The sequence below is a fragment of the Rhodopseudomonas sp. genome (assembly GCF_036404135.1).
Taxonomy (GTDB): domain Bacteria; phylum Pseudomonadota; class Alphaproteobacteria; order Rhizobiales; family Xanthobacteraceae; genus Rhodopseudomonas_A.
In genome coordinates this window covers 23,806-41,994 of record NZ_DASWPE010000145.1, presented here as the reverse complement: position 1 = coordinate 41,994, position 18,189 = coordinate 23,806, and the positions used below count along the sequence as shown (strand labels likewise).

At 66.6% G+C, this 18,189-nt stretch carries 18 protein-coding genes; 6 read left to right on the top strand and 12 right to left on the bottom strand.

The window, feature by feature from the left end; translation table 11 throughout:
- The first annotated feature begins 276 nt into the window (after window positions 1-276).
- A complete protein-coding gene (locus VGC77_RS17755) occupies window positions 277-2,340 on the top strand; it encodes a hypothetical protein (protein WP_331172891.1) in 2,064 nt (687 codons plus the stop codon).
- A gap of 173 nt (window positions 2,341-2,513) precedes the next feature.
- On the opposite strand, the gene VGC77_RS17750 is transcribed toward VGC77_RS17755, so the two are convergent.
- Genes VGC77_RS17750 through VGC77_RS17740 form a run of 3 tightly spaced genes read right to left on the bottom strand, consistent with a single transcriptional unit; the run spans window position 2,514 to window position 4,304 of the window.
- Entirely contained in the window at window positions 2,514-2,909 is a 396-nt protein-coding gene (locus VGC77_RS17750; protein ID WP_331172890.1) for a thioesterase family protein, read from the bottom strand.
- 10 nt (window positions 2,910-2,919) lie between these two features.
- Entirely contained in the window at window positions 2,920-3,189 is a 270-nt protein-coding gene (locus tag VGC77_RS17745) for a tautomerase family protein (RefSeq protein ID WP_331172889.1), read from the bottom strand.
- Window positions 3,174-4,304: a CaiB/BaiF CoA-transferase family protein gene (locus VGC77_RS17740; protein ID WP_331172888.1), complete on the bottom strand. Its 1,131-nt coding sequence runs from the start codon at window positions 4,302-4,304 to the stop codon at window positions 3,174-3,176. The genes VGC77_RS17745 and VGC77_RS17740 overlap by 16 nt, the downstream gene beginning before the upstream one ends.
- A 224-nt stretch (window positions 4,305-4,528) precedes the next feature.
- On the opposite strand from VGC77_RS17740, the gene VGC77_RS17735 reads away from it, so the two are divergent.
- Window positions 4,529-5,002 (top strand): isoprenylcysteine carboxylmethyltransferase family protein, encoded by a 474-nt coding sequence (locus VGC77_RS17735; protein ID WP_331172887.1) that lies wholly within the window; start codon window positions 4,529-4,531, stop codon window positions 5,000-5,002.
- 200 nt (window positions 5,003-5,202) lie between these two features.
- On the opposite strand, the gene VGC77_RS17730 is transcribed toward VGC77_RS17735, so the two are convergent.
- The gene (locus VGC77_RS17730; RefSeq protein ID WP_331172886.1) at window positions 5,203-5,649 is read right to left on the bottom strand and encodes a nucleoside deaminase; all 447 of its coding nucleotides are present in this window, start codon (window positions 5,647-5,649) and stop codon (window positions 5,203-5,205) included.
- Window positions 5,650-5,803: 154 nt separating this feature from the next.
- On the opposite strand from VGC77_RS17730, the gene VGC77_RS17725 reads away from it, so the two are divergent.
- Together VGC77_RS17725 and rsmD are read left to right on the top strand one after the other, a co-directional pair.
- Complete coding sequence (locus tag VGC77_RS17725; protein ID WP_331172885.1) at window positions 5,804-7,945, top strand: pseudouridine synthase; 2,142 nt, start codon at window positions 5,804-5,806, stop codon at window positions 7,943-7,945.
- A gap of 193 nt (window positions 7,946-8,138) precedes the next feature.
- Window positions 8,139-8,720: a 16S rRNA (guanine(966)-N(2))-methyltransferase RsmD gene (rsmD, locus tag VGC77_RS17720; protein ID WP_331172884.1), complete on the top strand. Its 582-nt coding sequence runs from the start codon at window positions 8,139-8,141 to the stop codon at window positions 8,718-8,720.
- Between the two features lie 207 nt (window positions 8,721-8,927).
- Here the strand turns inward: rsmD and prmB are convergent, their stop codons facing one another.
- The 5 genes from prmB to uvrC form a co-directional block, all read right to left on the bottom strand.
- Window positions 8,928-9,995: a 50S ribosomal protein L3 N(5)-glutamine methyltransferase gene (gene prmB / locus VGC77_RS17715; protein WP_331172883.1), complete on the bottom strand. Its 1,068-nt coding sequence runs from the start codon at window positions 9,993-9,995 to the stop codon at window positions 8,928-8,930.
- The gene (locus VGC77_RS17710; protein WP_331172882.1) at window positions 9,995-10,453 is read right to left on the bottom strand and encodes a molybdenum cofactor biosynthesis protein MoaE; all 459 of its coding nucleotides are present in this window, start codon (window positions 10,451-10,453) and stop codon (window positions 9,995-9,997) included. The genes prmB and VGC77_RS17710 overlap by 1 nt, the downstream gene beginning before the upstream one ends.
- Before the next feature lie 6 nt (window positions 10,454-10,459).
- Window positions 10,460-10,711, bottom strand: a complete 252-nt coding sequence (gene moaD, locus VGC77_RS17705; protein ID WP_331172881.1) for a molybdopterin converting factor subunit 1 — start codon at window positions 10,709-10,711, stop codon at window positions 10,460-10,462.
- A complete protein-coding gene (gene pgsA, locus VGC77_RS17700) occupies window positions 10,708-11,328 on the bottom strand; it encodes a CDP-diacylglycerol--glycerol-3-phosphate 3-phosphatidyltransferase (protein WP_331172880.1) in 621 nt (206 codons plus the stop codon). Before pgsA ends, moaD begins: the two co-directional genes overlap by 4 nt.
- 360 nt (window positions 11,329-11,688) lie before the next feature.
- Complete coding sequence (gene uvrC / locus VGC77_RS17695; protein WP_331172879.1) at window positions 11,689-13,806, bottom strand: excinuclease ABC subunit UvrC; 2,118 nt, start codon at window positions 13,804-13,806, stop codon at window positions 11,689-11,691.
- A gap of 244 nt (window positions 13,807-14,050) precedes the next feature.
- Here uvrC and VGC77_RS17690 point away from each other — a divergent pair, with 244 nt between their 5' ends.
- Window positions 14,051-14,674: an outer membrane protein gene (locus tag VGC77_RS17690; RefSeq protein ID WP_331172878.1), complete on the top strand. Its 624-nt coding sequence runs from the start codon at window positions 14,051-14,053 to the stop codon at window positions 14,672-14,674.
- 307 nt (window positions 14,675-14,981) lie between these two features.
- Here VGC77_RS17690 and VGC77_RS17685 read toward each other — a convergent pair whose 3' ends face one another.
- Together VGC77_RS17685 and VGC77_RS17680 are read right to left on the bottom strand one after the other, a co-directional pair.
- The gene (locus VGC77_RS17685) at window positions 14,982-15,194 is read right to left on the bottom strand and encodes a cold-shock protein (protein WP_331172877.1); all 213 of its coding nucleotides are present in this window, start codon (window positions 15,192-15,194) and stop codon (window positions 14,982-14,984) included.
- Window positions 15,195-15,462: 268 nt separating this feature from the next.
- Window positions 15,463-16,323 (bottom strand): 23S rRNA (adenine(2030)-N(6))-methyltransferase RlmJ, encoded by an 861-nt coding sequence (locus VGC77_RS17680; RefSeq protein WP_331172876.1) that lies wholly within the window; start codon window positions 16,321-16,323, stop codon window positions 15,463-15,465.
- A gap of 395 nt (window positions 16,324-16,718) precedes the next feature.
- Between VGC77_RS17680 and VGC77_RS17675 the strand changes: the two genes are divergently transcribed.
- Window positions 16,719-17,114 carry a response regulator gene (locus VGC77_RS17675; protein ID WP_011471375.1) on the top strand — a complete coding sequence of 132 codons (396 nt, stop codon included), beginning with the start codon at window positions 16,719-16,721 and terminating at the stop codon, window positions 17,112-17,114.
- A 206-nt stretch (window positions 17,115-17,320) separates the two neighbouring features.
- On the opposite strand, the gene VGC77_RS17670 is transcribed toward VGC77_RS17675, so the two are convergent.
- Window positions 17,321-18,175 carry a TIGR01459 family HAD-type hydrolase gene (locus VGC77_RS17670; RefSeq protein ID WP_331172875.1) on the bottom strand — a complete coding sequence of 285 codons (855 nt, stop codon included), beginning with the start codon at window positions 18,173-18,175 and terminating at the stop codon, window positions 17,321-17,323.
- Between the last annotated feature and the right edge of the window lie 14 nt (window positions 18,176-18,189).

Sequence of the window (18,189 nt, the reverse complement as noted above, 5' to 3'; positions counted from 1 at the left end):
GATCCAGCGGGCACTGATTTCACCTCTCCCCGCGCGCGGGGAGAGGTCGACCCGGCGTAGCGCCAGCGAAGCCGGGTCGGGTGAGGGGGCGCCGGAGTTCAGCCGCGCCGCCCCCTCACCCGGCTCGAACGCGCTGTCGCGCATTCGAGCCACCCTCTCCCCGCAAGCGGGGCGAGGGAGGAATCGCAGCGCCGCCTCAATCAACTTCGTAACCTGCGTTCAGCAGCAAACATACCATTCCGCCGGCTCGTGCAATGACGACGGAGCTACCACCTGATGCAATACGGCATCGCCTTCGCCCCCCTCGTCCCGACCCTGGTGCTGTGGATCGCGCTCGGCGCGGCGCTGCTGATCGCCGCACTGCTGTTGCTCGGCCGCAGCCGCGGCGCGGTGATCCGGATCGCGGCGCTGGCGCTGATCGTCTTAGCGCTGGCCAATCCGTCGTTCACCCGCGAGGAGCGCGAACCTTTGTCCTCGGTCGCCGCGGTGGTGATCGACAAGAGCCCGAGCCAGAATTTCGGCACCCGCACCCAGCAGACCGCGCAGGCCCAAGAAGCGCTGGTCAATCGCCTGAAGCAGATTCCCGGCCTCGAGGTCCGCGTGGTGGAAGCCGGCCAAGCCGACGGCGAGACCGACGGCACCAAATTGTTCGGCGCGCTGTCGACCGCTTTGTCCGACGTGCCGACCGACCGCGTCGCCGGCGCCTTCCTGATCACCGACGGCCGGGTGCACGACGTGCCGGCCAATGCCGCAGCGCTCGGCTTCGCCGCGCCAGTGCACGCGCTGATCACCGGCCGCAAGGACGAGCGCGACCGCCGCATCGCCATCACCGCGGCGCCGCGGTTCGGCATCGTCGGGCAATCCCAGACCATCACCTACCGGCTCGATGACCAGGGCATCAGCAATGAGCGCGCCCGCGTTGCCGTCCGCCGCGACGGCGAGACGCTGAGCGAACGCACCGTCTTGAGCGGCCAGAGCGTCAGCGTCGATATCGAGATCAAGCACGCCGGCCCCAACATCGTCGAAATCGAGGCTTCGCCGATCGAGAACGAGCTGACGCTGGTCAACAACCGCGCGGTGGTGGCGATCGACGGCGTGCGCGACAAGCTGCGCGTGCTGCTCGTCTCCGGCGAGCCGCATGCCGGCGAGCGCACCTGGCGCAACCTGTTGAAGTCCGACGCCAGCGTCGACCTGGTGCATTTCACCATTCTGCGGCCGCCGGAAAAGCAGGACGGCACCCCGATCAACGAATTGTCGCTGATCGCGTTTCCGACCCGCGAACTGTTCCAGCAGAAGATCAACGAGTTTCAACTGATCATCTTCGATCGCTACGCCCGCCAGGGCGTGCTGCCGATTGCTTACTTCGACAATATCGCGCGCTATGTGCGGAACGGCGGCGCGGTGCTGGTGTCGGCCGGTCCCGACTACGCCTCGACCACTTCGATCTGGCGCACGCCGCTCGACTCGGTGCTGCCGGCCGAGCCGGTCGGCGTCACCGAAAAGCCGTTCTACGCGCATCTGTCGGATGCCGGCAAACGCCATCCGGTGACCCGCGGGCTGGAAGGCTCCGCCTCCGAGCCGCCGCATTGGAGCCGGTTCTTCCGCACCGTGGACACCCGCAACGCCACCTCTGCGCCGGTGATGACCGGCGCCGACGGCAAGCCGCTGCTATTGTTGTCGCGCTACGGCGAGGGCCGCGTCGCGCTGTTGCTCAGCGACCATATCTGGCTGTGGGCGCGCGGCTATGAGGGCGGCGGACCGCATCTCGACCTGCTCAGGCGGATGTCGCATTGGCTGATGAAGCAGCCGGATCTCGACGAAGAGGCGCTGCGGCTGTCGCTGCAGGGCAAGGACCTGCAGGTGACGCGGCAGACCATGGCCGACACCGTGACCCCGGTGACCGTGACCTCGCCGTCCGGCAAGACCCGCGAATTGACGCTGAGCGCCGGCGATCCGGGCGCCTGGCGCGGCGTCACGCCGGCCGACGAGTTGGGGCTTTGGCAGGCCAGCGACGGCACGCTGAAGGCGCTGATCAATGTCGGCCCGCTCAACCCGAAGGAATTCTCTGAAGTCACCTCGACCACCGAGGTGCTGAAGCCCTTGTCGCAAGCCACCGGCGGCGATTCCCGCCGCGTCGCCGACGGCGACAGCCTGGACATGCCGCGGATCGTTCCGGTGCATTCCTCCAGCGTGTTCCGCGGCGACGGCTGGATGGGGGTGCGGATGCGCGACGCCAGCGTGGTCACCGGTGTCGGCGTGCTGCCGATCTTCACCGGCCTGATCGGGCTATTGCTGCTGCTCGGCGGCTTCGCGGCGACCTGGCTGCGCGAAGGGAAGTGAGCCGTCACCCTGAGGCGCGCGGCGCGAAGCGCCGGGCCTCGAGCTATTCCGGTTCTGATAGAATCAGAACCGGAGCTCTAGATTCTTATTTTGACGCGTTTTCTTCACGCGAACCGGGATCCACTTCGCTCGAAAACGCTATAGAAGGCGACGGCAGCAGGCTGATGCCCGCTTTACACCACCCCGAACCGCTTGCTGAATTCCGCGACGTTGATCAGGCCGCGGGCGTGGCGGCCGTCGCCGATCTTGCGCTCGCCGTCATAGGCCTCGACCTCGAAGCGGACCGCCCTGCGCTGCACCGCGATCACCAATGCGGTGGTGCGCACCACATGGCCGACCGGGGTCGCGGCGAGGTGGCGGATGTCGACCTCGGTGCCGACCGTGACATGGCCCACCGGCAACAGCCCGGCGATGGCATCGCCGCAGGCGATCTCCATCTCCAGGATCATCAGCGGCGTGCCATAGACCGCCGGCATGTACGGCACGAAATGCCGCACCGTGAGTTCCGGCGTCACCGTCAGCAGCCGTTCGGCGCGCAGCCCGACCCGGATGAAATCCCGCGCGTCCATGGAACCTCCGCTACTTGCCGGCCTCGGCCTTGCGCTCGACGAAGGTCTTGCCGCCCTTCATCTTGTGCGCCAGCGGCGCCTCGTTGATCTGGATCACCACGGCCTCGGCGTCGACGCCGAGATGCGTCACCAGCGCCTTGGTGATGTCGCGCATCATCCCGGCCTTCTGCTCGTCGCTGCGGCCGGCGGCCATGTTGATGGTGATCTCGGGCATTGAAGCTGTCTCCGTTGTCGATGTGCCGCGTTGCGGCGCGCCGCTATGACTTAGCGCGCCTGCCATTGCCGCGCTATGGCTGCGAGATCGCCGCTGACCGCGGCGCGGATCGCCGACGGGGTGCGGGAAAACCGCGGCGCCGGCGCCGGCTGCAGCACGCCGTCATGGGTCACGAACGCCGCCCGCTCCGCCATATGCGGATGCTGTGGCGCTTCCGACAACGACAGCACCGGCGCGAAGCAGGCGTCGCTGCCTTCCAGGATCGCGCACCATTCGGCGCGGGTTTTGCTGCGAAACACCTCGGCCATTTTCTGTTTCAGTGCCGGCCAGTCTTGCTGGCTCATCTGCCGATCGAACGCCGGATCGTCGAGCCCGGCGAGCCGGCGCAGCTCGGCATAGAATTGCGGCTCGATCGACCCCAGCGCGATGAATTCGCCGTCCCGGCATTGATAGGTGCCGTAGAAATGCGCGCCGCCGTCCAAGAGATTGCTCTCGCGGCCGTCCTGCCAGCGCCCGGCGGCGGCGAGTTCGCAAAACTGCGACATCAGCGAGACGGCGCCGTCGCACATCGCGACATCGACCACCTGGCCCTGGCCGGACTTCTTCGCCTCGAGCAAGGCGGCGAGCAGCCCGACCACCAGATACAGCGCACCGCCGCCATAATCGCCGACCAGGTTGAGCGGCGGCACCGGCTTGTCGCGCTCGCCGATCGCGGCCAGCGCGCCGGTCAGCGCGATGTAGTTGATGTCGTGGCCGGCGGCTTTGCTGAGCGGGCCGTTCTGGCCCCAGCCGGTCATCCGCGCATAGACCAGCCGCTTGTTGCGGGTGGTGACGACGTCGGGCCCGAGCCCGAGCCGCTCCATCACCCCCGGCCGATAGCCCTCGATCAGCGCGTCGGCGCCGTCGCACAGCTTCAGCACCTCGGCGAGGCAGGACTTGTCCTTGAGGTCGGCGGTGATGCTGCGCCGGCCGCGCATCATCACGCCGCCGCGCAGCCCCTGCTGCTGCTCGCCGCGGCTCAGCGTCACCACGTCGGCGCCCATGTCGGCCAGCATCATCGCGGCGAACGGCCCCGGGCCGAGGCCGGCGAATTCGACGATACGAATGCCGACGAGCGGTCCCGAGGCGGCCGGGCGCTCGCGCGGCGCATCGGCCGCCGGCGGGGTCAGGGTTTCAGTCACGACGGCGTTTCCATGGGGTTGTTTCCCGGCGGGGCCACGGCTTTGGCCGTTGTTGCTGCGCGGAGATTGTGCCGCCCGTGATCCGCGCGGGCAAGGCCGGCCTGACGCGGAGCGCCCATGATTCGGCGCGCCATCCGCCGCAAGAATTCCGTGCGATGAAACGCCGCCGGCAAATCACCTTTGGGATGATTGAGTTCCGCCCGACCCGGCCTTATCGATAAGTGATGAGTTCGAAACACGCCGCTCGCCCCAACGTGTTGCCGTGGCCGCCGATGCTGTTGGCCGGCGCCGCGGTGGCGTCGATCCTGCTCGGCGGCGCGCTGCCGCTGCCGGCGCTGCATGAGGACTGGACGGCGTGGCTCGGCGGCGCGGTGGTGCTGATCGGCATCGCGCTCGACGTCTGGGCGATCGTCACCATGCGGCGCGCCGACACCAACATCCTGCCGAACCGCGCCGCCGATCTGCTGGTGACCTGGGGCCCGTTCCGCTACAGCCGCAACCCGATCTACCTCGCCAACACCATCCTGTTGATCGGGATCGGCGTCGCGGTCGGCAATTACTGGTTCATCCTGAGCGCCCTGGTGTCGGCGCTGCTGGTCGACCGGCTGGCGATCAGGCGCGAGGAGCACCATCTGGCGGCCAAGTTCGGCGCCGACTGGATCGACTATTCGCAGCAGACCCCGCGATGGCTGTTCTAGAGCTATTCCGGTTCTGATAGAATCAGAACCGGAGCTCTATATTCTTATTCTGACGCGTTTTCTTCACGCGAACCGGGAGCCACTTCGCTCGAAAACGCTATAGAATCCCAGGCCGTCATTCCGGGGCGCGAGCAGCTTTAGCTGCGAGTGAGCCCGGAATGACAACCGCGTTCTGTGTTGGTTGCCTCAACCCAATTGAATTAACGCCGCGCCTGAAAGAACTGCCGCAGCAGCTGCGCCGAGCGGGTTTCGCCCACCGCCGAATACACCTCCGGCACGTGATGGCAGGTCGGCTGCGCGAAGAACCGCACCCCGGACTCCACCGCGCCGCCTTTCGGATCGGCGGCGCCGTAATACAGCCGCCGGATCCGCGCGAAAGAAATCGCCCCGGCGCACATCGTGCAGGGCTCCAGCGAGACGTAGAGATCGCAATCGACCAGCCGTTCGCTGCCAAGCGAGGCTGCGGCCTGCCGGATCGCCAGGATTTCGGCATGCGCGGTCGGGTCGCGGTCGGTCAGGGTGCGGTTGCCGGCGCTGGCGATCACCGCGTTGTTCAGCACGATGACGCAACCGATCGGCACTTCGCCGGCGTTTTGGGCGGTTTCGGCGGCTTTGAGCGCCAAATCCATGAAAGATGCTGCGGTCATGCCTCGTCTCGCCCGAAAAACTCTGCTAGGAACAAGCATTCAGCAAAAGTGGATGCCGGTTTTGCGTGAGAATGCGCCTTGAACAAAGAGTGCGCGTTGTCGTCGTGCGATCCCGTTGACGTCCCGCCATCCCGGATATCGAAACGAGACCTTCATGCCCCGCGATAACGACAAAAACAACGGCCCCGCGCGCGGCCGGCGCGACCGCCCCTCCGGCGGCAAAGGCGGCGGCAAGGCGGCCGGCAAGGGCCGCTCCGGCGCCGCGCGCGGCCCGGAAAAGAAATTCGCCAAGCGCGCCGGCGCCACCGACGGCGCGTTCGGCGGCGAGAAAAAGAGCTTCGGCAGCAAGCCCTATGCCGGCCCCGGCAAGCCCTATGCGGGCAAGCGCGAAGGCCCGCCGCCGCGCCGCGACTATGGCGATGCGCCGCGTCCGCGGTTCAACAAGGACGATCGCCCCGCCCGCAGCGGCGGCGACCGGCCCGGTCCGCGCAAGGAATTCGGCGAGAAGCGCGCTTATGCGCCGCGCGGCGAAGCCGGCGGCGAAAAGCGGCCCTACAGCCCGCGGCCGCCGCGCGAGGGCGGCTATGAGAAACGCCCCTATACGCCGCGGGGCGATGCGCCGCGCGGCGAGCGGCCGGCATTCAAGCGCGACGATCGCGGCCCGCGGCAGGATCGCGGCGACGCGCGGCCGGCGCGGTTCTCCGACAAAAAATTCGGCGAGAAAAAATTCGGCGACAAGCGTCCCTACGCGCCCCGCGAGGGCACCGGGGAGAAGCGTCCCTACACCCCGCGCGGCGAAGGCTTCCGCAAGGACGGCGACCGGCCGCGCAGCGACCGCCCGCAAGGCGAGCGCAAATTCGGCGGCGAGAAGAAATTCGGCCGCGGCGCGCCGGATCGCGGCCCGCGCAAGGAATTCGGCAGCCGGCCCGATCGCGGCCATGACCGTGGGCAAGATCGCGGCGACGCCAAGCCGTGGCAGAAGCGCGATGCGTCTTCGCCGGATCACGTCGGACGCAATGTCCGTCCCGCGCGCGATTTCGACAAGCCGCGGTTCGATCGCCCGCGCGAGGAACGCTCCGGCGAGGAACGTCCGCGGTTCTCGCGGCCGCGCGAGGATCGGCCGACCTTCGACCGGCCACGCGAGGCGCGCAGCGCCTGGCAGGAGCATCCGCGCTCCGAACCCGGCGCCGGCGAGCGGCCGCGGCGCGACAATGAAGATGACAGCAAGGTATTCGCCAAGCGCCCGGCATTCGGCGGCCGCGGTGCGTTTCGCGAGCGCAAGCCGGAAGAACGCCGTCCGCCGCGCCCGCCGGCGCCGAAGAAAGCCGGCGAACGGATCGCCAAGGTGGTGTCGCGCGCAGGTCTGTGCTCGCGCCGCGACGCCGAGGAATGGGTCACGCAGGGCCGCGTCGCGGTCAACGGCCGCGTCATCAATTCGCCGGCGCTGGATGTGACGACGCGCGATGTCATCACTGTCGACGGCAAGCCGTTGCCGCTGCCGGAGCGCACGCGCCTGTTCATGTATCACAAGCCGCGTGGGCTGATGACCACCCACGCCGATCCGGAAGGCCGGCCGACCGTGTTCGACCATCTGCCGGACGGGCTGCCGCGGCTGATCTCGATCGGCCGGCTCGACTTCAACACCGAGGGCCTGCTGCTCTTGACCAATGATGGCGGGCTCGCCCGCACGCTGGAATTGCCCGACACCGGCTGGCTGCGGCGTTATCGGGTGCGCGCCCATGGCGAGGTGACGCAGGGTCAGCTCGACGAACTGAAGAAGGGCGTCGAGGTCGACGGCGTGAAATACGGCTCGATCGACGCCACGCTGGAGCGCGACCAGGGCGCCAATGTCTGGCTGGTGTTCGCGATCCGCGAAGGCAAGAACCGCGAAGTCCGCAACGTCTTGGCGCATCTCGGGCTCGAGGTGAACCGGCTGATCCGCGTCTCTTACGGCCCGTTCCAGCTCGGCGAGCTGGAAGAAGGCCAGGTCGAGGAAGTGAAAACCCGGGTGCTGCGCGAACAGCTCGGCGAGAAGATCGCAGCTGCGTCGGGCGCCGATTTCGCAAGGCAGATCCCCAGCAAGGGCGACGTCGATCTCGATCCCGTGGTGGTGAAGAAGCCGGTGTTCAAACGCGGCACGGTGGAGGACCGCAAGGGCCGCCGCGTGCTGGTGCAGCGCACCGGCAGCGACGAGGCCCGCGCCCGCAACGAAGCCGAGGCCAATGGCTACGGCCCGCCGCGCCGCCCCACCCGCGGCTACAAGGGCAAGCGCGACCTCAAGCCGCGCGACGAGTGAGAGTGGGCGTGCGGGTCTGCGAGTCACAGCGTCATCCTGAGGCGCCGTCGCGCTTGCGACGGCCTCGAAGGATGGGCCGCTGGCACCTATCACTGTCATCCTTCGAGGCTCGCTCACCGACAGCGCAAGCGCGCCGTCGGTGGCTCGCACCTCAGGATGACGGCTCTGCCCGCGTTTTCGACAAGGCTCATTCGTGATGCGCGTGGTGGGCGGACGGCTGAAGGGCCGCAACATCGCATCGCCGGCGACGCGCGACATCCGGCCGACGCAGGATCGCCTGCGCGAGTCGCTGTTCAACATCCTGATGCACGCCTACGGCAATCCGATGATGGACGCCCGCGTGCTCGACCTGTTCGCCGGCACCGGCGCGCTCGGCATCGAGGCGATCTCGCGCGGCGGCAAATTCGCGCTGTTCGTCGACAACGGCGCCGAGGCTAGAGCGCTACTGCGCGCCAATGTCGAGGCGCTGGGCTTGGGCGGGGTCAGCAAGGTGTATCGCCGCGACGCCGGCAATCTCGGCCCGGCGCATCCGGTCGACCCCTTCGCGCTGGTGTTCTGCGATCCGCCCTACCGGATGAAGCTCGCCGAAAAGGCGCTGGTGTCGCTGCGCGACGGCGGCTGGCTGATCCCCGACGCGCTGGTGGTGGTCGAGGAGGCCAAGGACGCCGGCTTCACCGCTCCCGACGGCTACGAAGAACTCGAACGCCGCGCCTATGACGACACCGAATTCACGCTGCTGCAGTTCGGGGCGAAAGCGGTCGAACCGATCAGCTAATTATCCCTGCAATTCACCTCGTAATGCCGTGTTGGCCGAAGCGCCGCCGCGACGGCAACGCGCTCCCCTCCCCCTTGCGGGGAGGGAGCAGACAGGCTGCCGCCGCGATCGACATTGTGCTCCGCCGAGCATCGCTGAGCCGGCACCGCTCGACCAAGCATCGATACGACGGCTGCGCCGAGTTCGCTGCGCAAAAAGTCGGAGAACTTAAGTCAGATCCGCCGCCGCGATCCAGAACACTTCGGCCTCGGATTCCTCGGTGTCGAGCCACAACAGCGGCAGGTCGGGGAATGCGGCGTCGATGTTGTCGCGGCCGCGGCCGATTTCGCACAACAGCCCGCCCTGCGCAGTGAGATGCTGTTTCGCCTCGGCAAGAATCCGCCGCACGATGTCGAGCCCGTCTTCGCCGCCGTAGAATGCGAGCTCCGGCTCGAACAGGCATTCGTCCGGCAGTTCGGCCATGCCTTGCGCGTCGACGTAAGGCGGGTTGGAGATGATCAGATCGTAGCGGGTGTCGCCGAGCGGCTTGAACAGGTCGCCCTGATACAGCGTGACGCGATCCTGAAGTTCATAGATGTCGATATTCTCCGCGGCGACTTCCAGCGCGTCCGGCGAGAGGTCCACCGCGTCGATCCGGGCATTGGGAAAACGCTGGCTCGCCAGCACCGCGAGGCAGCCGGAGCCGGTGCACAGGTCGAGCACGCTCTCCACCGACTCGGGATCGCCGATCAGCGAACCGTCGTCGCCCTCGAAATGCGAGCCGAGGATTTCGCCGATGTAGGAGCGCGGCACGATCACCCGCTCGTCGACATAGAACGGCAGGCCGAGCATGTAGGCCTTGTTGACCAGATAGGCCGCGGGAATCCGCCGCAGCACCCGCTGATGAATCACGTCGAGAATTTGCTGGCCCTCTGCGGCGGTGACCCGCGCAGTGGCGAACTCCTCAAACCGTTCGGGGTGCAGATACAGCGTGTCGCAGACCAGGAACGCGGCTTCCGCCACCGGGTCGGTGGTGCCGTGCGCGAAGGCGAGATTGGCTTCGGCAAAACGGCTGACCGCATAGCGCACGTAATCGAACAGCGTCTGCAGTTGACCGGGCGCAACCTTGGGAAACGCCGACTGCGGCGCGGCGCGCTTCGCGGCCGGCTGGGCCTTGCGCGGCGGCTTGGCTTTGGCTGCCGTCTGACTGGGAGTCTTGGCCCTGGGAGTCTTGGCCTTGGAGGTCTTGGCCTTGGCGGCCTTGCTTGCTGTCTTCGCCGTCGTGGTCTTCGCCATCAAGATTTGTCCCAGCGGGCTGCGGCCGCGTCATCGTGCTGTTGTGCGGCGACCCAGTCGGAGCCGTCCGCGGTTTCCTCACGCTTCCAGAACGGTGCGTGGGCCTTCAGATAGTCCATCAGAAATTCGGCGGCCTGGAACGCGGCCTGGCGGTGCGCCGAGGCGGTCAGCACCATCATGATGTTGTCGCCCGGCGTCAGCCGGCCGATGCGGTGGATCACGGTGACGCCGGTCAAGGGCCAGCGCGCGCAGGCCTCCTGGGCGTGGCGCTCGATCTCGGCCTCCGCCATGCCGGGATAATGCTCCAGCGTCAACGCCGCGAGGCCGCCGTCGCCGCGGCAAAGGCCGCTGAACGACACCACCGCGCCGATATCGGTGCGGCCCGCGGTCAACGCCACGATCTCCTGCGCCAGATCGAAATCGGCGTGCTGTATCCGGATGGTGACAGTGGCGCTCATTCGCGGCTAACCGCCGGTCATCGGTGGAAACAGCGCCACTTCATGGGCGCCGGCGATCGGCGTCTCCGGCTTGACGTGGGTCTGGTCGATCGCGGCGCGGATCACGCCGGGCTTCTCGAAGGCGTGAGCATAAGTCTCGCCGCGGCCGGCGAGCCAGCCGATCAATTCGGAGACGGTCCGCACGCTGACCGGCGGCTCGAGGGTTTCTTCGGCGAGGCCGATGCGCTCGCGCACCCAGGCGAAATATTTCAGCTTCATGCCGCATCCTCTTCGATGAGATGATGAATCCCGGCGCGGAAATAGTCATAGCCGGTGTACATCGTGATCAGCGCCGAGACCCACAGCAGCGACAGCCCGATCTGGGTATTGAGCGGCAGCACCTGATCGCCGGCCTCGCCGGCCAACAGGAAGCCGATCGCGATCAGCTGGATGGTGGTTTTCCATTTCGCCAGCCGCGTCACTGGAACGCTGACCCGCAACGCGGCGAGATATTCCCGCAGGCCGGAGACCAGGATCTCGCGGCACAGGATCACGATCGCCGCCCACAGCGTCCAGCCGTGGATGATGCCGTCGGCGGCCAGCATCAACAGGCAGGACGCCACCAACAGCTTGTCGGCGATCGGATCGAGCATGCGGCCGAACGCCGAATGCTGGTCCCAGATCCGCGCGTAGTAGCCGTCGAGAAAATCGGTGACGCCCGCCATCACGAACACCGCCAGCGCCACCCAGCGCAGCCACAGCGGCCCGTCCATGATCGACTGCGCGAAAACGCACCCCACTACCACCGGGATCGCGGCGATCCGGGCGTAGGTCAACAGGTTCGGAAGCGAGAAGGTGTGCTTCGCGGTGGTTCTGGTGGAAACGTCGCTGTTCATCCGCCTTACCAATACTGCCCTAGAGCTATTCCGGTTCTGAAAGAATCAGAACCGGAGCTCTAGATTCTTATTTTGACGCGTTTTCTTCACGCGAACCGGATCCACTTCGCTCGAAAACGCTACAGTATCCCGAATCCGAAGTTCGCTTCACGCGATGCACGCACTTTGTCGATCGTCGGATTCGACAGGACACTAGCAAATTTTGGATTCCAGTGTGGTTTTGGTTCAGAAGTTCTCTTGAAGGCCGTGCTGCAAGAATGACGAGAACTTCTGAACCACCACACCAGCTTGAAGGTCAACCACTGCCGCCCCGAAAGGTCTCCGACGCGCGCCGGTTTTAGTCCGATCCGGGTCCAATCCCTAGCCCGGCTGGGGGTGGAAATAGTCGAAAATCCGCTTGGCGCTTTCGGCGCTGATGCCCGGCACCTTGCCGAGGTCGCCCAGCGAGGCACGCTCGATTTCTTTCAGGGTGCCGAAGTGATGCAGCAAAGCACGTTTGCGTGACGGGCCAATGCCGGGAATCTCCTGCAACCCGGCCTCGCGAATGTCCTTCTTGCGCAATTTGCGGTGCGACCCGATCACGAAGCGGTGCGCCTCGTCGCGCAGCCGCTGGATGAAATACAGCACCGGATCGCGCGGCTCGAGCTTGATCGGCTCAAAGCCCGGCATGAACAGGGTTTCCCGCCCGGCATCGCGATCCGGACCCTTGGCCACCGCCATCAAGGTGACGTTCGACAGCCCGAGCGCCTGAAAGATTTCCTGCACCGCGTTGAGCTGGCCGCGGCCGCCATCGATGATGACGAGATCCGGCCATTGCGGCACCTCGTCGTCGGGCTTCGGCTTCGCCGCCTCGCCCTCGGCCGGCGGCGCCAGCAGCCGCTTGAAGCGGCGCTCCAGGACCTCGCGCATCATGCCGTAATCGTCGCCCGGCGTGATGCCTTCTGAGCGGATGTTGAACTTGCGATACTGGTTCTTGATGAAGCCGTCGGGGCCGGCGACGATCATCGCGCCGACCGCGTTGCTGCCCTGGATGTGGCTGTTGTCATAGACCTCGATGCGCTTCGGGGGATGCGGCAGCTTCAGCGTGCTGACCAGGCCCTGCAGCAGCCGGGTCTGCGTCGCGGTGTCGGCGAGCTTGCGGCCGAGCGCCTCGCGGGCGTTGGTCAGCGCGTGGCCGACCAGCTCCTTCTTCTCGCCGCGCTGCGGGGTGAGGATTTCCACCTTGTGGCCGGACTTGATGCACAACGCCTCCGCCAGCAATTCGCATTCCTCGATTTTATGCGACAGCAGGATTTGCTTCGGCGGCGCCTTGTCGTCGTAGAACTGCGCCAGGAACGCGGCCAGCACCTCCTCGACGGTGAACGTCTTCTCGGCGCGCGGGAAATACGCTCGGTTGCCCCAGTTCTGCCCGGTGCGGAAGAAGAACACTTCGACGCAGAAGTATCCGCCCTCCTGATGGATGGCGAACACATCGGCCTCCTCGACGGTGCGCGGATTGATGCCCTGCTGCGACTGGATCGCCGACAGCGCCGCGAGCCGATCGCGATACAGCGCCGCGGTTTCGAATTCCAGTTCGGCCGAGGCCTTGTCCATCTCGCCGGCAAGTTCCTGCTTCACCGCCCGGCTGCGGCCGGAGAGGAAGTCGGTCGCCTCGCGCACCAATGCGGTGTAGCCGGGAAAATCGATCTCGCCGGTGCAAGGACCGGCGCAGCGCTTGATCTGGTACAGCAGGCACGGCCTCGTCCGGCTCTCGAAGAACGCGTCGGTGCAGGAGCGCATCAAGAACGCGCGTTGCAGCGCGGTGATGGTGCGGTTGACGGAGCCGACCGAGGCGAACGGGCCGAAATAGCGCCCCGGCCGCGACTGCGCGCCGCGATGCTTGATGATCTGCGGCGCCCAATGGTCGCCGGTGATCAGGATGTAGGGAAACGACTTGTCGTCGCGCAGCAGCACGTTGAAGCGCGGCCGCAGCTGCTTGATCAGATTGGCTTCGAGCAGCAGCGCCTCGGTCTCGGTGGCGGTGGAGATGATCTCGACGCTGACGGTCGCGGCGATCATCCGGGAGATCCGCATCACATGGCCGGTCGGCCGGGCATAGGAGGCGAGCCGCTTTTTGACGTTCTTGGCCTTGCCGACATAGAGCACGTCGGAGGCGGCGTTCAGCATCCGGTAGACCCCGGGCGAGGTCGGGGCGAGCCGCACCGCGTGGGCGATCGCCGAGCGGCCGACCGCGAGCGGGCCGGCGGCGACCTCGTCGCCGGGCTCCTCGGGAACCTGGGGCAGCAGCGGCTCGTCGTCGTCCTCGGCGGCCAGGCTGTCGGTGGCGGCGTCGATGTCCGGCGCGGGCTCGGCCGGCTCATCCGACGTCGGCGGCAGCTCGGCCGCCGGGCCGATCGCGCCCTCGGGCTCCGGCGCGGCGTCGGGTTCCGGCGCGGCGTCGGCCGCCGCCTCGGGGATGTCGGTGGGGTGCGGAATCATCGCGCTAGATTTAAGCCTTCGCGGCCGCCGCTGCCAGCGCGCGGCCGGCCGCGGGTTGATCGCAAAAGTAAGGACTTCTTAAACATCAATACTGGTCGATACCGAGGGCGCCGGGGGCTTTAACAACCGCTTAACCTAAAACTCTCGATAAATCTTAGCGGTAAAAGAGGGAGTTTCGTAACCATCCGGTTCCTCTTTTGCCCGTCGGTGGTCGCAAGCCCGACGCAGCGTAAGGAGTGTCGAGATGAGCAAGATTTCAATTGCCACGGCCGCCGCGCTGGCCGCCGGCTTGGCCTCGGCGCAGGCGGCGGATCTGCCCTATGGCGGCTCGCGCGCGCCCTACACGGTCAACCAGCCGCTGAACGCCTATAGCTGGGCCGGTCCCTATCTCGGCGGCAATTTGGGCTATGCCTGGGGCAGCGTGCACAACAGCCCGACCGAACCGTCCGGCGTCGCCGGCGGCGTGCAGGCCGGCTACAATTGGCAGTCCGGGGAATTCGTGTTCGGCCTCGAAGGCGATCTGCAGGCCAGCGGCGCCGACGACACCTTCGCGCCGTGGAAATTCTCCAACCCGTGGTTCGGCACGGTGCGCGGCCGGGTCGGCTATGCCTTCAACAACGTGCTGTTCTACGGCACCGGCGGTCTCGCCTTCGGCGAATTGAAGGGCGAAACTTTCGGCCTGTCGGAGACCCACACCAATGCCGGCTGGACCGTCGGCGCAGGCGCCGAATTCGGCCTGGCGCAGAACTGGAGCGCCAAGATCGAATATCTCTATGTCGATCTCGGCGAGAGCAATTTCAGCATCACCCGGCTGCCCAACAGCTATCAGTTCGGCATCGTCCGGCTGGGCGTCAACTACCACTTCTGACCAACAACCCTTCGTTACAAGAAAACATCCTATAGCGAACTCCCGGCCCGTCGCGGCCGGGATTTTTTTGCCGCGCGTGCGAAGAAACGACACCCCCGCCGTCATCCTGAGGCGGCGCTTTGACGACGCATGCGTCGTCGAAGCGCCCTCGAAGGATGGGCCACGAGTCCTTCGATCAGTCATCCTTCGAGACGCCCGGCTCCGCGCTACTCTCTTCGCCGAGCTCCTCAGGATGACGCGACCGGCGCAGAACTTCTATCAACTTCCGCACCACCGCCGCGGCGCTTGCTGGTCCGGACGCAGCCGCTCAGGACAGCACCAGATTGACCGCCTTGGGGCCCTTGCCCTTCTTGTCCGGCTCGACTTCGAAAGTGATCCGCTGCCCTTCGATCAGATCCTTCAGCCCGGCGCGCTCCACCGCGGTGATGTGCACGAATACGTCGCGGCCGCCGTCATCCGGCTTGATGAATCCGTAGCCGCGCTCACCGTTGAAGAACTTGACCGTTCCCGTCATCGCCATCGGGAAACTCCCTTCCCCCGCATTGCTTTCCCCGCCGCGCGCTTTCGCGTCGGTTCGACCGGGCATTGCGCTTTCCGGAAAGCCTGGCCATGCGCGCGGGGCAGACGTGTCGCCTGCCGGTTCGAGAGCGCCCTGCGGCCGTATCACTCCGCCGCCTCCATTTGCGGAAGCGGAACGTCAAGCCAGTCCAATAGTCGTAAGCATAATACGGTTCATTGCGGATTGCCTACCGTCAGTTGCGACTTTCGCATCTGACCGGGCGATCGGCTCAGGGCTTGGCCACTTCCAGCCTGAACCGGCCGGCGCCGCCCTGGCCGAGCGGCTTTTCCAGCTCGGGCAGGATGATTTTCAGCTCACCCGCCAGCGTCCAGGGCGGGTTGACGATCAACAGCCCGGTCGACACCAGCCCGGCGTCGGGGCCCTGCGGGGCGACGCTGAACTCCAGCCGCAGGCAGCTGCCCGGGGTCGGCGCCCGGCTCGCGACCTGGGCTGTGTGGCGCGCCAGGGCATCGGTCGCCCGCCGGCTTTTCACCGGGTACCAGATCAGATAGCAGCCGCTCGGCCATTTCGCGAAGGCGGCGGAAAACCCCGCCGCGACCTGCTCGAACTCGTCCTTGCGCTCATAGGGCGGATCGATCAGCACCAGCCCGCGGCGCTCCTTCGGCGGCACGAAGGCCGGCAGGCCGACCCAGCCGTCGAGATCGACCACCCGGGCCTGGGTATCGCGGTGCAGCGACTTGATCAGCTGCTTGCGCGCGCCGGGCTCGAGCTCGCAGGCCACCAGCCGGTCCTGCGGCCGCAGCAGCGCCCGGGCGATCAGCGGCGAGCCGGGATAGGTGGTTAGTTCGCGCTGCGGATTGAAGGCGCGGACGATATCGAGGTATGGCGCCACCAGCGGTGCGGCCTTCTCGGAAAACCGCGCCTGCATGATCCGGGCGATCCCGGTCAGCCATTCGCCGCTGCGGCTCGCCTCGTCGCCGGCGAGGTCATAGACCCCGGCGCCGGCATGGCTGTCGATCACCCGGAACGGGGCGGGCTTTTCCTGCAGATAAGTCAGGATGCGCACCAGCACGAGGTGCTTGATGACGTCGGCGAAACTTCCGGCGTGGAAGGCGTGGCGGTAATTCATCGCGAAGCAGTAGCGCGGTTTGCGCGACCGGGGGAAGCCGGTTTTACGGCCGGAACGCGCCGCAAGCGGCGATCGGCGCGGTTTGGCGCGCCAAAAGCCCGCCGCGGCGGCGGCGCACGACGGCCGTTTTAACCAAAGCTTAAGCTCGTTGCGGCGGCGTGGCGGTGGCAGTCGCGCCGCGGCACCAGCTTGCCGGGCGATGCCGGGCACGGCTTCCGCAGGTCGCCGCGCCGGCGACGGTGGGGGGTTAACGGGCTGTTTAACCACCGGTGCTAGTTCTTGGCTTCTGAAGGAAGGCAAGTCGTTCTCAGGTCTTGCCTTCAGGTGTGTCGGCCTGACCGGCAGATGTTCATTGATTTTCGACGCACCTCTGTCGTGCGCGGTGGGAGTTCAAGATGGCGGTCGATCTGTCGATGACGGTTCTGGTGGTGGATGACTACAACACCATGATCCGCATCATTCGCAATCTGCTCAAGCAGCTTGGCTTCCAGGACATCGACGACGCCAGCGACGGCTCGGCGGCGCTGGCGAAGATGCGCACCAAGAAATACGGCCTGGTGATCTCCGACTGGAACATGGAGCCGATGACCGGCTACGACCTGCTCAAGGAGGTCCGCGCCGATCCCAATCTGGCGATGACCCCGTTCATCATGATCACCGCGGAATCCAAGACCGAAAACGTGATCGCCGCCAAGAAGGCCGGCGTCAACAACTACATCGTCAAGCCGTTCAACGCTGCGACGCTGAAGACCAAGATCGAAGCCGTGTTCCCGGATCACGTGCCGGCGTAACGCTTCGACACAGCTCCATCAGGCGTAACCGCAAGCCGCCGTCATCCTGAGGAGCCCGAGCTCAGCGCAGCGAAGCCGGGCGTCTCGAAGGATGCGCCGCAAGCCCTGCCGCCTCCGACAAATCAACCAACACCGCCATCCTTCGAGACGCCGCGCGCCAGCGCGCGGCTCCTCAGGATGAGGGGCTGCATGACCTGGCAGTGCGCTTACCAGCGCAATTCGCGGGTCAGGGCGCGCGGCGGGTGGCCGAACAATTCGCGCACCTGCACCGCGTCCAGCCCGTCGATGCCTTCGAAGTCCTCGGAGTGAATGCCGCGGGTGACGAACAGGCAGTCGATGCCGAAGCCTTGCGCCCCGGCGAGATCGGTGCGCACCGAATCCCCGATCGCCAGCACCCGGTCGAGCGGCACCGCCGCGCCGCGCAGCGCCTGCGCGATCGCCAGCGAGCGCTCATAGATCGGCCGGTGCGGCTTGCCGTAGAAGATCACCTCGCCGCCGAGCTCGCGATACAGTTCGGCGATCGCGCCGGCGCAATACACCAGCCGGTCGCCGCGCTCCACCACGATGTCGGGGTTGGCGCAGATCAACGGCAGATTGCGCAGCCGCGCCTGCTGCATCATGCCGCGATAATCCTCGGCCGATTCGGTCTCGTCGTCGAACGGCCCGGTGCAGACGATGTAGTCGGCCTGATCGAGCGGGGCGAACACCGCGTCGAGCCCGCGATAGATCGAATTGTCGCGCTGCGGGCCGAGCCAGAACACCGCTTGGCCGTTGCGTTCGGCGACGAAGCTGCGGGTCAGGTCGCCGGACGAGACGATCGCATCGTAAGTGTCGTCGGCAACGCCGAGCTTGCGCAACTGCCGCTGCACCGAATCCGCCGGCCGCGGCGCGTTGGTGATCAGGATCACGGTGCGGCCCTCGCCGCGCGCCGCCTGCAGCGCCGCGCAGGCCTCGGGAAACGCCTCCAGCCCGTTGTGCACCACGCCCCAGATGTCGCTCAGCACGACGTCGACGTCGCCGACCAGCTCGCGCAGATGCTCGACAAAACGCAATGTCGTCATCGCGGCAGGCTGCG